General features: G+C 42.3%; 13 protein-coding genes. 6 read left to right on the top strand and 7 right to left on the bottom strand.

Annotated features, from left to right (window positions below; genetic code table 11):
- Window positions 1-266 precede the first annotated feature (266 nt).
- The 5 genes from EHO59_RS07305 to EHO59_RS07285 are packed head-to-tail and all read right to left on the bottom strand — an operon-like array spanning window position 267 to window position 5,200.
- The gene (locus tag EHO59_RS07305; protein ID WP_135586178.1) at window positions 267-1,364 is read right to left on the bottom strand and encodes an AI-2E family transporter; all 1,098 of its coding nucleotides are present in this window, start codon (window positions 1,362-1,364) and stop codon (window positions 267-269) included.
- Window positions 1,357-1,884 (bottom strand): cyclic nucleotide-binding domain-containing protein, encoded by a 528-nt coding sequence (locus tag EHO59_RS07300; RefSeq protein WP_135586176.1) that lies wholly within the window; start codon window positions 1,882-1,884, stop codon window positions 1,357-1,359. Before EHO59_RS07300 ends, EHO59_RS07305 begins: the two co-directional genes overlap by 8 nt.
- A 2-nt stretch (window positions 1,885-1,886) precedes the next feature.
- Window positions 1,887-2,444 (bottom strand): lipoprotein signal peptidase, encoded by a 558-nt coding sequence (locus tag EHO59_RS07295; protein WP_135586174.1) that lies wholly within the window; start codon window positions 2,442-2,444, stop codon window positions 1,887-1,889.
- Window positions 2,441-4,141, bottom strand: coding sequence for an ABC1 kinase family protein (locus tag EHO59_RS07290; protein WP_135586172.1), 1,701 nt, complete (start codon window positions 4,139-4,141; stop codon window positions 2,441-2,443). Before EHO59_RS07290 ends, EHO59_RS07295 begins: the two co-directional genes overlap by 4 nt.
- 6 nt (window positions 4,142-4,147) lie before the next feature.
- Complete coding sequence (locus EHO59_RS07285; protein WP_135586170.1) at window positions 4,148-5,200, bottom strand: Gfo/Idh/MocA family protein; 1,053 nt, start codon at window positions 5,198-5,200, stop codon at window positions 4,148-4,150.
- A 90-nt stretch (window positions 5,201-5,290) separates the two neighbouring features.
- Here EHO59_RS07285 and EHO59_RS07280 point away from each other — a divergent pair, with 90 nt between their 5' ends.
- The 6 genes from EHO59_RS07280 to EHO59_RS07255 all read left to right on the top strand — a co-directional run bounded on the left by EHO59_RS07280 (window position 5,291) and on the right by EHO59_RS07255 (window position 11,214).
- Window positions 5,291-6,703 carry a UDP-N-acetylmuramoyl-tripeptide--D-alanyl-D-alanine ligase gene (locus EHO59_RS07280; RefSeq protein WP_135586168.1) on the top strand — a complete coding sequence of 471 codons (1,413 nt, stop codon included), beginning with the start codon at window positions 5,291-5,293 and terminating at the stop codon, window positions 6,701-6,703.
- A 48-nt stretch (window positions 6,704-6,751) separates the two neighbouring features.
- Window positions 6,752-7,240 (top strand): 5-(carboxyamino)imidazole ribonucleotide mutase, encoded by a 489-nt coding sequence (purE, locus tag EHO59_RS07275; RefSeq protein WP_135586548.1) that lies wholly within the window; start codon window positions 6,752-6,754, stop codon window positions 7,238-7,240.
- The gene (locus tag EHO59_RS07270; protein WP_135586166.1) at window positions 7,237-8,358 is read left to right on the top strand and encodes a 5-(carboxyamino)imidazole ribonucleotide synthase; all 1,122 of its coding nucleotides are present in this window, start codon (window positions 7,237-7,239) and stop codon (window positions 8,356-8,358) included. The genes purE and EHO59_RS07270 overlap by 4 nt, the downstream gene beginning before the upstream one ends.
- Before the next feature lie 73 nt (window positions 8,359-8,431).
- Window positions 8,432-9,532 carry a glycosyltransferase family 4 protein gene (locus EHO59_RS07265; RefSeq protein ID WP_135586164.1) on the top strand — a complete coding sequence of 367 codons (1,101 nt, stop codon included), beginning with the start codon at window positions 8,432-8,434 and terminating at the stop codon, window positions 9,530-9,532.
- 14 nt (window positions 9,533-9,546) lie between these two features.
- Window positions 9,547-10,275, top strand: a complete 729-nt coding sequence (locus EHO59_RS07260; RefSeq protein WP_135586163.1) for a class I SAM-dependent methyltransferase — start codon at window positions 9,547-9,549, stop codon at window positions 10,273-10,275.
- A gap of 3 nt (window positions 10,276-10,278) precedes the next feature.
- Window positions 10,279-11,214, top strand: a complete 936-nt coding sequence (locus tag EHO59_RS07255; protein ID WP_135586161.1) for a lysylphosphatidylglycerol synthase transmembrane domain-containing protein — start codon at window positions 10,279-10,281, stop codon at window positions 11,212-11,214.
- Here EHO59_RS07255 and EHO59_RS07250 read toward each other — a convergent pair.
- Complete coding sequence (locus tag EHO59_RS07250; RefSeq protein ID WP_135586159.1) at window positions 11,204-12,808, bottom strand: LA_3751/LA_3752 family putative glycosyltransferase; 1,605 nt, start codon at window positions 12,806-12,808, stop codon at window positions 11,204-11,206. The two genes, EHO59_RS07255 and EHO59_RS07250, sit on opposite strands and share 11 nt — an antisense overlap.
- A 15-nt stretch (window positions 12,809-12,823) precedes the next feature.
- Window positions 12,824-13,771: a glycosyltransferase family 2 protein gene (locus EHO59_RS07245; RefSeq protein ID WP_135586157.1), complete on the bottom strand. Its 948-nt coding sequence runs from the start codon at window positions 13,769-13,771 to the stop codon at window positions 12,824-12,826.
- Window positions 13,772-13,794: the final 23 nt, after the last annotated feature.

The following is a 13,794-nucleotide window of genomic DNA, read 5'->3' as shown; positions in this document are numbered from 1 at the left end:
CAATTTCTTACGATTGATGCCAAAGTTGGAAATACCATTTATCTTTGTTTGGGTATAAAAACGGATACGTCTCGGAAAAAAAGTTGGTCCCCGTATTTTGTCTCAGTACTTCCCTCGGAATCTGCGGCTTTAAAAATTCGTTCTGAAATTGGCTCTAAAGGAGGTTGCACCGGATCTACTTCTAGTCTGCCTTATATTTGGACCCATAATTAGTTTTTGCGAGTATCGCTAAACTTAAATAGTGAATCATTTAACTCTTATATAAATTATAAAAGTCTATGATCCTTCATGGATCGATAGAGTGAGGCGATCGTAACCTTAAGAATAGCGGCAGCTGGAACTGCGACTAGCATTCCTGCGATCCCTAACAAACTTCCACCTACTGTGACTGCTCCTACAACGATCACCGGATGCAAAGAAACCGCATCCGAGATGATCACAGGCTGCACAAAGAAATTGTCCACAGCCTGAGCGATCAAGATCACAACAAAGATAGCGACCATAAGCTCATACATTCCCATTCCATCATTGATTCCATTCGGAGAGAAGATATTCGCTCCTTGGGTCAATGTCATGAAAAGCGGAGGAGCCATTCCTATGATGGGACCCAAATAAGGAATCGAATTCGCGATCCCTACGAATAGAGCGAATATATAAAAATATTTTAATCCGATTATATAGAAGCCGACCATAGAGACTGCAGTAATGATCAAACTCTGGATCACCAAGCTACGTAGATAATTTGTGATCTGCTCGTTGATCTTTGCAGTGACCATTAGAGTCATCTCAAAGTATCGATTCGGAACAAGGCTCACCAGATTCTTATACACTCCATTCCCGTTCAGAAGGAATAAGAAAGTGAATAGAGGAGTAACGACTAAATATCCCAACAAAGTAGGAATCGCAGAAACTAGGCCGTTCACCTGTCCATGGATCATCTCTGCAAGATTCTTGACCAATTCTTCAGGATGAATGGTCTCTTCCCAGCTTGCGGGATAATCGTTAAACTTAAGTTGCAGACCCACAATAAGATATTTGAACTTAGCATCGTCTATGCTCTGTTTCCAATCTTTGATGATAGGCTGCAGGGTCGAAACGATTGGAGGAGCCACCTCTGTCGCAAACCAGTAAATAGGAAGGCAAAGCAAGATAATGACGATTGCTACGGAAACGATTCTCGGAATACCCAAGGTCTCGAAATAGTTGATCGCACCGTTGAATATATAAAACAGGATCAAAGAAAGAGCTATCGGTACGATCAATAACTGCAAACCGATCGAGAAGAATACGATCGCAGCTCCTACTAAAAAGAAGAAGATGATACGGATTACGTACGTGGATAGCGGCTTAGTCGATTCAGGCATTCTTTTGCTTGCCCTTATAATAAGCTTTTTCTAATAGTTGGTTCGTTTTTTGAAGCCTTTCTACAACCACACCTGTAAGACTAAGAAGGATCTCAATCCCGATCTTTGGTTTGGTCTCTATGATTTCCTTTAGGTCCGGTTGAAAGAATCCCAATAAAGTAGAAGGTTCCTGAGCGATTGCTGTTGCAGTCCTTCTTTCTTCGGAGAATAAAGAAAGCTCTCCAAAAAAGGAATGCTCATCCAAATGAGCCAAGTCCAATTCCACTCCGTCTCTAACGGAACGGATCACTACCTTTCCATCGAAGATCATATAGAAGCCAGCTCCAGCCTCTCCTTGTCGGAAAATTTCTTCCCCTTCCGAATACTGCCTAACGTGTACGAGCCTTGCAATCTCATGCAAGGTTCTGCGTTTTAGTTTTCCGAAAACGGAAGTCTCTCTTAAGAAACGGATGATCTCTGGGTTCGAGGTCCCTTTCTTCTTAATGATCTTTTTCCAGATGGGAAGTTGGAGGAGATTCAATGTTACTTCTTATCCTCTTCGAGTTTCATCGTTAGAATTAGTATGACTAGACCTACGCTTACGCAGGAATCTGCGAAATTAAATGCAGGCCATCTTTCTATAAACAACCAGTTCGGCCAGTCGAAGTCCAAAAAGTCTACGACCCCGATAAATCTTCCTGCATACGGATTTTGAATGAAGCCGAACTCAGCTCCGATCCCGATCAATTTTACAAAAAACTTATCAATGAAATTCCCGAACGCTCCTGCCATGACAAGCGCCCAGCCGGCAGGATGTCCCAAATCAGGATTCTTCCAGCGATATGCGATAAGGACCAAAATGGCAACCGCAGTCAACGCAAGAGATGTTCTCGGGAATCCTTGAAAGAATCCCATCACGAATCCAGTGTTGAATGTCAGGGTCAAACGGAAGAAGTCTCCGATGACTTCGATCGGACTATGAGGTCTCAGATATAAGATGGCGATGTATTTGGTAACAAGATCGATAACGGTTCCAAGAACTACGCTAACGATGAATACTGGCGGATATACCTCTAAGAATTTCTTTTCGAAATATTTCACTGACGATTCCTTTTAGAGCTGAATTTATTTTTGATAACGGATAGAGCAAGGAGGATTCCGAAGAAAATGGAAACACCGAATCCGATCATAGCGTGAGATTCGATCCCCTTATCCAATCGATCCGTTCCATAATGTATCCCGAATAATATGAATGAAGTGGAAATGATCTGGTGTCCTAAAGCATACATTCTCTTTGTATGGATCTCCAGATCCGGAAGCTTATATGCCTGTTTTCCTCGGTTTAAGTTTTTAACAGCCTGTAATAATTCCCCAGGAAGGGAAACTGCCTGTCCCCAGATGCCTCCCTCTTGCAAAAGCACCTTCTGCCATTGGTTTTCACCTTGAAAGACCAGTCCCTTGAACGGTTTCTCTCCATAATCCAAAACTGTCCTGTAAGGATCCAATGTGGCAGTGATCCCTACAAGTAATCCCAGCACTCTTTCTAAAGGAATAAGAGAAGTGGGAAGTTGCACCATTCTCAAAAGACCACGTAGACTAGAATTGATCTCTTTTAAGAATTTCAGATCTTCTGGAGTATGGATCTGCTCGAACTTGATATTCTTGAATGAATCCGTATCCGATAGAAAACGAGAAAGCTTTTCCATGGAATAGCGAACCACTTCTTCTAACTTATCCCGGTCCGCTTTTTTAGAAATAAGTCCTAGCTCGTCTAAAGCCTCCACTACCGCAGGATAATCCTTTGCCATGGCACATAGAATGATCTTTCTTAATGCGACGGATTGGCTAGGAGGAATCTCCCCTACTGCTCCAAAATCAATAAAGCAGAGCTTTTCATCGGGAGTATAGATCATGTTTCCGGGATGAGGATCCGCATGATAGAATCTATATTCAAAAATCATTAAGATATAAGCTCTGATGAGAAGATCCACTGGGCGAGACTTGGCCTGTCCTTTTTTAAGAGAAGCAGCCTGAGTGATTCGCATCCCTTCTATAAACTGAGCAGTTAACACGCTCTTGCCGCTCCATTCAGGAACGTTCTTAGGAAATACATAGTCCGGCTCTTCTGCGAAATAGCGTGCCATTCTATCCATAGACTCCGCTTCCAAACGCAGATCTGTTTCTCTTCCGACTAACTTTGCAATTTCCTTATGAACCACTTTAAAATCAAAGCTGACTAGATAACGGTTGATCCTTTTTAGGAATTTACGAACTGCCTTTAGATCCTTGGAGATAACTTCTTCGATCCCAGGATAAAGTATCTTAACCGCAACTTTCTCACCCTTGTATGTGGCGGAATGCACCTGGGCAATCGACGCCGAAGCCAAAGGTTCTTCTGAAATATCAGGAAATACTTCTGCGATATCTTTCCCGAATTCTTTCTTAAATCTTTCTCTGATCTCTAAGAATGGATGAGCGGGAACTCTATCTTGCAGGTCCTGCAAAGGTTCCGTAAAACTTTCCGGAAAAAGATGAGAGAGGCTTGCTAGATACTGACCTAGCTTCACATAGACTCCTCCCATTTTCAGAAAGAAGTCCCTGCATTCGAAGCCAAGGTTACGAAAGAATTCATTCTCTCTTTCTTCTCTCGTTTTGGAAGAAAGGAACAATCTTACAAATTTATAATACCAGAATAGACCGAGTATCTTCTTCCAAAGAAAGAAGCTGCCTCGATAATATCTTCCTCTCGCGGAATATTTGGGAAGCTGGTTGCCGGTGCTGGGAGAACTTTTGGACATGCCTTTTTAAATCTCGGAAACCGTTTGGATCTCTGCCTTCGTTTTGATCCGATGCAAGAGTTCCATGATATTTAGATTCTCGCTGATATCTCCCGTCATACTTTCGGACTTGCCAGTAAGCACTTTGCGAATCGACGAATATAGATTCTCGAACGGATTTGATCCGAGGAATGATTTTTCGGGAAATGAGACTTCCGTCAAACTATTAAATCCCTTGTATATGCGGGAAGGACGGGATTCGAACAGTTTCATTCCATCGTTGGAAAGAAGGATCCTTGCCTTCTCCGTCATGATATCCATTTCGAATTGAAAGTAATCTCTAGCTCCGCCTGCTTCCAAAAAGACGATCGGTCCCGACTTATATTCCAAAAAGGCAACTGCTCGATCCTCTACCGGGATCCCTTTTCGACGAGTGAGAGAAGAACGCACTCTGTCCGGTTTTCCAAGCAACCAATAGATCAGATCCACAGCATGAGTTCCATCATGGAATAATGGTCCTGTCCTTCCCTTATACGCTCTTCCGGGCGCCAAGGCAGAAGTCAAAACGGAAGCGCGAATGGTCCGAACCTCTCCGTACTTTCCGGATTCAATGACAGACTTGGCCCAGGCATATTTGGGATGGTATCTTCTCTCGTGATTCACCCAAATTCGAACCCCTTTTTTTCTTGCGAACTTGTCCAAGTCTTTGGCTTGAACGAAGGTCTCACAAACAGGCTTTTCTATAAGAAGGTTTTGAATGCCGAACTCGATACAATCCAACGCATTTCTATAATGAGATTCGGACGGACTAGAGATAATAGCAAGGTCAGGGATTTGCTTGAACTTCTTCCAATCTTCCCAATCCTCATGCAAAAGCTCTGGGGATAATTTCCATTGCTTGGAGAAGGAGTCACGCTTGTCGGCATTCGGCTCGATCCCACCTATAAACTGAAAATTCTTTTTTCCCCATCCGGAGAATAAGACTCCAGCATGAGTACATGGCTTGTTTCGATACGGATCTTTTTCTAAGGAAGAAGCAATCCTGCCTAGCCCGATCAAAACTACCGTAGATTTCCGCATCTCGCATACAAGATCCGAATTGGAGAAGTCTGCAAGAGGAATTTTTAAAAATAGACTGCCAGTATTTTAGGGAAGAAGAACCTGGGTTGGATGAAAGCTCCATTCCAATACGATCCGGAAACTGTTCGAAGAATACTCCAAAGTCCATCCGAGTTTTCTTTCCAAGTGGAAGAGCAGATCCTGAGCATCACAACCGCTTCTTCTATGGCAGAGCCGAATTCATTATTCGTTCCTTTAAGAGGAAATCGGGACGGACATGATTTCATTGCGGATGCATTGAACAGAGGAGCAAGTTATTTTCTATGCGAGAAGGATCATCCGATCCTAGAAACTCTTTCCGATCTCGAAAAGCGTAAGGCGATCCAGGTAAAGGACACATTACTTGCTCTCGGAAAGTTAGGAGAATTTCATAGATCCAGATTCAATCCGATCGTGATCGCAGTCACAGGCTCTAGTGGAAAGACTACTACCAAAGAGATCTTAGCTTCTTGTCTTTCTCCTTTAGAAGATTCTATGATCGTGACTGAAAAGAATTATAATAATGAGATAGGAGTTCCTTTCACTCTATTTCGCATCGGACCTAAGACAAGATATGTGGTCTGTGAGATGGGAATGAACCATAAAGGCGAAATTGCAAGGCTGACCAAGATGGCAAGGCCGGATTATTCCATCATTACTACGATAGGCACGGCTCATATAGAGATGCTTGGCTCTCGCAAAGGAGTCGCAAAGGCAAAGTCGGAGATATTAGAAGGAATGTTCAAGCCAGGAATACTCTTTTATCCGGAAACGGGAGAATATAAGAATTTCCTAAAGCGTAGAAGTCTCCGTTATGGGATCAAATTCAAATCAGTTCCACTTCAGAAAAGAATAGATATTATAGAAACCAACCGAAACGGATTTAAGATCTCTTTTTTAGATAAGACCTTGGATTGGAATCTTCCCGGAATCCGATTATTAGAGAACCTCGCTCTTTGTATCTCTCTGTTGGAAGAAATAAAAACTCCTACAAATTGGATCCAAGAAGGGATCCAAAATTTCAGATCTTCTGACAAGAGATTGGATCTGCAGATCGGAAACTATAAGATCCTAAATGATACGTATAATGCGAATCGAGAGTCCATGCTTTCTTCCTTAGAGGCCTGCTCCCAGATCAGTGCTGAGGATGGATTCTACGCAGTGCTCGGAGACATGAAGGAAGTCGGAAATTATTCCCAAAAATTCCATACGGAGATAGGAGAATTCGCGGCCTCCTTATCTAATTGCAAAGGGATTTTCTTGTATGGAAAAGAATCGGCGCACGCACTGAAGTCCTTTCGAAAGAAAGCAAAGCAAGACCTGCCTTCCTTCTCCTTTCCAGGAGACGAAGAAGGATTGAAACTTCTAATAGAAACAGTTCGCAAAGAAGTACCTGCAGGCTCTTATCTTCTAGCCAAGGCATCTAGAGGAATGAAATTAGAGAGAGCCGTAGAGGCCTTAAATTCCACAATAACCGTTCCTTAAATCAGTTTCGGACTTGCCCTCGGACCAGGTTCGATGGACTTTGATAGCGTGCAAACCAAAGTGGCCGTGATTATGGGTAGTAGTTCCGATTGGGAAACCATGAAGGAAGCAGTGACCATTCTAAAAGAATTCGGGATCGAATGCCATAAAGAGATCGTCTCCGCACATAGATCTCCCGAACTCATGGTGGACTTCGCAAAGTCCGCAAGATCCAAAGGCTTCGAAGTCATTATCGCGGGTGCAGGAGGAGCGGCTCATCTTCCTGGAATGGTCGCCTCCTTGACCACGTTACCCGTATTAGGTGTTCCAGTGCAAAGCAAGGCTCTATCAGGAATGGATAGTCTTCTCTCCATCGTTCAGATGCCTGGAGGAGTTCCTGTGGGAACTCTTGCTATCGGAACTGCAGGAGCAAAAAATGCAGGGCTACTTGCTGCAAGAATTCTTTCCTTAAAAGACGAATCTCTCTCCCAGAAATTAGAAAAATATAGAACCGATATTAGAGAAGAAGCCTTGTCCAAAAACAAAGATCTGATATGAAGAAAGTTTTACTTCCTCCCTCACGCTTGGGAGTAATGGGTTCCGGACAACTCGGAAGGATGTTCGCGCAAGAAGCGATTCGCATGGGTTACAAGGTTTCAGTATATTCTCCGGAAAGAAATAGCCCAGCCTCTCTTGCTGGCGCAGAAGAGATCGTTGCTCCTTATGAGGATGAAACTACTCTATTAAATTTTCTAAAATCTGTAGAAGCACTTACATTCGAATTTGAAAATGTTCCTGGTGGTGAGTTGAATTTCATTTCTAAGTATGCAAAAGAAAATTCACTTCCTGTTTTTCCGAGTCCGGACTGCATTCGCATTGCACAGCACAGGATTAGAGAAAAAAACCAGTTCGCACAACTTGGACTTCCCACAGTGCCTTTTTTTCCGATCACAAACAAATCGGAAGCGAGCCATGCAGCGGAAACCTGCAAATTCCCCGCAGTATTAAAAACTTCTTCCTTCGGTTACGACGGCAAAGGTCAGACAAAATTCAAGACAAGAGAAGAGTTTAGAGCCTGGGTAGGATCTCTTGGGCAAGGACCGTTGGATCTAATCTTAGAAGAATGGTTCGAGTTCGACAAAGAAGCCTCAGTGATCCTTGCTAGGGATCAGGATGGAAGAATGCTTTCCTTTCCACCTTCCGAGAATATTCATAAGAATCATATCTTAGATCTCACTATCCATCCCGGAAATTTTTCAGAAAAGCTCACGAAAGAAATGGTCCGTGCAGCAGAGACTCTTGCAGAAGGAATCAATTATATCGGAGTCTTTGGACTCGAGTTTTTCATTAAAGGAGAGAAGGTAGTATTAAACGAATTCGCTCCCAGGCCTCATAATTCCGGACACTTCAGCCAGAATTCCGCAGATATCTCTCAGTTCGAATTGCAATTGAGAACGTTAACCGGTCTTCCTTTTCCGAACAAGATCCATTCCCAACCTTCTTCCATGAAGAATATATTGGGGCAGAATTATCTGCCAGGCTCCCAAGCTTGGGAGAAATATCTCTCTGATCCAAGATACACTCTGCATCTCTACGGAAAGACCGATCCTAGGCAGGACAGAAAAATGGGACATTGGAATTATGTAGGAGAACATCCGGAGAAAGCGTTCGATTAAAATCTTGATGGAATCCCAAGACCTCAAAGTATTACTCTAATACCCTTTTAAATCCAATCTAAGTAGAAATCCATTGTCCAAGCCAAACTTATTATTCGTTTCCAGAAAATGGCCACCTGCAGTAGGAGGAATGGAAACATATTCTTACGAACTCTATTCCGGATTATTAGAAAAATATGATATAACCCTGCTTGCCTTACCAGGAAAACCGAACGGAAGGCCTCCTTCCCTTTTATCTCTCGCTCTATTCATCTTAAAGATCACTCTTTATTGCTTCTTTAGAGGAAGAAAATTTTCCAAAGTAGTTTTTACAGATACTCTGATCTTTCCTGCTGCTCTCGCTCATGCCTTAGTAAACCCGAAAGGTAACAGGATCTCGGTATTTTACGGATTGGATCTAGTATATGCCAATCGTCCGGGGTTTTTACCTTTTATCTATGGATTCGTGATCGGTTTCATTTCTTTGGTTCAGAATGTATTCTCCAAGATCGTTGCGATCTCCAAGTCCACACAAATGATCGCAGTCGAGAAAGGGTTTAAGAATATTGCGATTGTAGTTCCCACATTACCGAGCCAAGGGTTTACTTCTCAGATCCCGAAAGAATTCGTCGTTCCCGAAAAATACTCAGAATGCAAATACCCTATCTTCTATTTCGGACGTTTGATTGCGAGAAAAGGATCCCTCTGGTTTGCTAAAGAAGTTCTTCCTTCCATAAAGCAGGACGTCTTATTCTTCGTTTCGGGAAACATTATGGATCCCGAATATGCGAAAGAATTAATCTCTCTTCCGAGAGTGGTGTATTTGGGCGCTGTTCCGAGCGATCAGATCGTAAATTATATTCGTACAAGTTCTTTAGTAGTCATGCCCAATATAGAGATCCCCGGAGGAAAGGACAAAGAAGGCTTCGGGTTAGTTGCCATTGAAGCTTCTTCCGTAGGATGCAGACTACTCGCAAGCGACCTAGAGGGTTTATCTGACGCTGTCCAAAACGGGATCACTGGATACCAAGCGCCTCCAAACCAGCCAGAAGCCTGGGTCCAAAAAATAAATGAGATACTCAAGCAGTCCGAAGCGGATCGCAAGAAATGGATAGAGTCGTCTGCAAAAGCTACCAGAGAGATCTACTCCCCCAAAGAATTGATCCGAAAATTTTCAGAACTATTAGAATCCTGATCTAGGACCGAGACATGGAAAAAGAAACTAGAGAACGAAAGCCTCACGCGATCCTGGATGAAGACTCCAGATACAAGAAGGCAAAGAAGATCCATGTGATCGTAGAAAGATTCGGGCCGAGTAAGACCGGAAATTTTCTAGAAGTAGGAACAGGCTCCGGTTTTATCGCTGCTTATTTTACGAAGATCTTTTCGAAAGTAAATGCAATCGATGTAAACGATCAAAGGCAAACCAAAGAGAATATAAATTTCAAATTGGTGTCCGGTACTAAGCTACCTTTCTCCGACGGATATTTCGATCTAGCGGTCTCAAACCATGTGATCGAGCATGTTGGGGATTATACGAGCCAATTAGATCACCTCTCCGAAATCTATAGAGTGTTGAAGAAGGACGGAATCCTGTATTTGGCCGTTCCGAATCGATGGAGAATTATAGAACCGCATTACAGATTGCCTTTGCTCAGTTGGTTCCCAAGATTCTTATCGGATCTTTATGTGAAACTAACCGGAAAAGGAAAGTTCTACGACTGCCTTCCTCTATCCAGAAACGGCGCGTTCGAGATCTTGCAAAAATCGGGATATGAAGTCCAAGAAGTGACTATAGACGCAATCCGAATCTACGGAGAAGTAGAAGCCAAGAATCCAATCGTAAAATTCATTGCAACGCTCCCGCGTTTCTTCTTTTTGCTATTCAATCCTTGGATCGCCACATTGATCTTTGTCTGCAAAAAGAAATCCAAATAATCCATGAGCATCAAATCCATCAAAAAGATCTCGACTTTCGCCTTTCTTTTGTTGGCGTTTTCATTTTTCGTTTATTATATTTTCGTTAACTATAAGAACCTTCCTCAAATCCATTGGAATTCGATCTCCCTATTCGGTTCCATCGGCTCCGTATTCTTATATTCTTTGAATATATTGGCGGGAGGATTGATCTGGCATGTTCTATTAAGGGATTATGGGGTTACAATTTCCGTGAAGGAATCCATTCATATCGTATGCTTGGCTCAATTCGGAAAATACCTCCCTGGAAACGTTGGACAACATATCGGAAGAGTCGCTATTGCAAATGAGAAAAAGATCCCGGCTGCGATCACATTGCAAACGATTCTGATGGAGTCGATTCTTCTGGCTGTCATCGGAATCTCGATTAGCCTGGTCGGTTTTTTTGCCTATGAGTTTGCGAATCTAAATGATTCTAGAGGTTTTATCCTGCAAATGGTAGTAATATGCTTAGGAGCCTTGTTTCTTCCTAAGATTCTAATACTTCTCGCAAATAAATTTGCAAAAGGGAAATTAGAAAAGCTGGCCGGTGGAAATCCATTAAGAATTCCTAATTTTTCCGCATTATCAATCGCTGCACTTCTCTATGTATTTACCTTCGTAAATCTGGGGATCATTCTAGATATTATTGCAAAGACGATTTTTCAATATTCGGAAAGCAATATATTCTTTTTAACAACTGCATTCGCTTGGTCTTGGATACTTGGATACTTGGCTCCCGGAGCGCCTGCCGGGTTAGGAGTAAGAGAAGCGGTTATCATTGCAAGCCTCTCCTCAAAATACGATCCGGGAATCGCAATAGGCTTGAGCATCGTATTAAGATTTATTACTACGATCGGAGATGGGGCTGTATTCTTAGTTGCACTGGCCTTTAAGAACAGAAGCTTTCTTAAGTCTTAAATAAATACGCAAAATAATCTCTGGCTTCTTTTTCTTCCGAAGATTTTGCCTTCTCTTTCAAGATACGAATGATCTTTTGATTTTCTTCGGCAGAAAGATTCGTATAGTTCAGCACATGAGGGGTCGCCTTCTTTAAAAGAGAAAAGAATGAATCGGAACCGCCACTTTCTAACTTCTCTTCTACGTCCTTCATCTCATGCTTAGAGACTAAGAATAGAATCGTCTTATCTTTTTCTTTGGCAAAGATGCGATCGGTTAGCACATTCACGTCCGCTTCGGAGTAGACCAAAAAGCAAGGCTTGGTCATCACCAATTTGCCGAAATGCCCCGAGATCAATTGGCTTCCGGTAATCACATAATCCGGGTTTAGATCGTTAAGCTCTTTGGAAATCCCTCCTATCTGCTTATAAGAGGCGCGGATCATCTGGAATCCCTTGACCGTGGCCCATAAAGAAACGGAGGTTAATAAAACTAAAGCTACCAACTTCAACTTAGGAAATCCGGATTGAAATGTTCTCAAATACCAATCGTCCAAGACCATCAAAGAAGGAAAAAGAGCAAGAGCCAGATATCTGGGTCCCCAGTTCACGAAGGCTTCGGTTCCCACAAGAAAGCTAATACAAGGTATATAAATTAAATTTAATGTAACAAGCAATTTGACTCTTGGACTAAGCGTCTTGAACTTACCAAGCTGAGAGATAAAAACCCAAAGAAGTAGTGGCATATAACCGAAATAGCCAAGCTTCCAATACCCGAAGAAGAATAGAACAAACATCTGCTTGAGTTTGATCCCCAAGTCCCAAACATTCTTTCCGCTCGCTGCAAACCTCGGTCCAAGAATATTCCCATACATTATAGAATTATAAAGTAAAAAGGAACCGGCGGAGAGCAATATCCCGGAGGCTAATGCAAGGTTCTCTTTCCAAAACCTTAGAGAGAGGATCTCTCGATTTCTCACGAGCAAGATGGAAAGCCCAAAAATAGGAATAAAGATCAAAGGTTCCAAGCGAAGCCAAACCGGAAGGGCAATCAACGCTCCGGAAAGGAACAACTCCGAATACTTTAAATTCAATTCAGAATCTTTAAAGTAGATCGAAACTCCTAAGGCGCTTAAAAGTAAAAACAGAGTATTTTCACTATATTCCAATGAATAGAGCAGAATGGGAGTGCAGAGCAAGGCAAAGAATACTGTAAACTTACTTGGCTTATAGATCAATTCGAAGGAAAGCACCGAGAACAAATAGAGTAGGATACAAAAGGGAACCAAGGCTCCAGTCCCGAGAAGTGCGAGGATAGGCGCAGAAATACAGGAGAATAACCAAGAGTACTGACCGAAAATTCGTCCGTCCGCAGTTTTAATTAAGAAATCTTTATATAGATTAAAGGAATAATCAGGATCTACATCCTTTCCCGGATAAAACACTTCTTGCTTGTGTATGCCGCTCGATAAGATCCCTCTAGTTTGCAGCAACTTCAGTCCAGAATCGGAATTGAAGCCCTTATCCAAAGGAACAGTAGAGATCACATTGGCCAAAAATAAAAGAGGTACGATCCAATAAGAATAGGAAACAAAGAAATTGCGGACGGATGTCATTGAATTGATCTCCTTTTATCCGTTTTTCTTGAAATACTCTCTTTTTCTTTGCAGATAAAGTGTTTCTTCCAAAAACTTTCGATTCATCCCGGTCAAGAATGCCAAGATCCCCGATATAATAAATAAGCCGGAAAGAATGACTAAGACCACTGCAAACAATAAAGACTGCACATGACCCTGCCCTTCTCCCATAGAAAAGAAAACCAAGAAACGGACCGCGATCGCTAACGCAGGTAAAAAGGAAATCGAAGCAAGTAATCCGAAAAAATAAAAAGGTCTATGAATGATCAATAGACGAATGAGTGAAGTTCCGGACTTCCACATATGTTGGAAGATATTCTTGAACAACCTTGATTTTCTAGTTGGAGGATTTGTATGGATCGGGATAGAAGAAACTCCAAGATCCATTTTCACTGCTTGCACGATCGTATCTAAAACATAGGAAAACTTAGTAGTAACGTTTAAGCGAAGAAGACTTTCCCTCGAATAAGCTCTGAATCCGGATACGGTATCCGGCACATCCGTCCCGATCAGATTGCGAACGATAAAATTTCCGAACCACTGCAGCACTTTCTTTAAAGGAGAAAAATATTCCACCTTCCAAGGAACACGGTTCCCGATCACTATATCGGAAGTGCCTTCCATCACTCCTCGGATCAAGTCAGGAATATAAGAAGAAGGATACTGATTGTCCGCATCCGTATTTACGAAAATATCCGCGCCTCTAGATAAGGCCGCCTCAACTCCGGACTTGAACGCCCGCCCTAGACCCAAATTCCTTTTATGAGCGATGAGCTTGCATCCATATTTCAAAGCAATTTCAGAAGTGCGATCCTTAGAACCATCGTCTACGATCTGAACTTCTATAGTTTTGATACCTGGGATCTTTTTAGGAATTTCGGAGAGAACTAAAGGAAGAGTCTTTTCTTCATTATAGCATGGAATATTGATAACTAATTTCATCAGACGATCAGAAGAATCTCCCG

It is taken from the genome of Leptospira semungkisensis (genome assembly GCF_004770055.1).
In the GTDB taxonomy this organism is placed as follows: Bacteria; Spirochaetota; Leptospiria; order Leptospirales; family Leptospiraceae; genus Leptospira_B; species Leptospira_B semungkisensis.
Note: the sequence above shows the minus strand (reverse complement) of the source record. Positions and strands in the feature narration are given on the sequence as shown.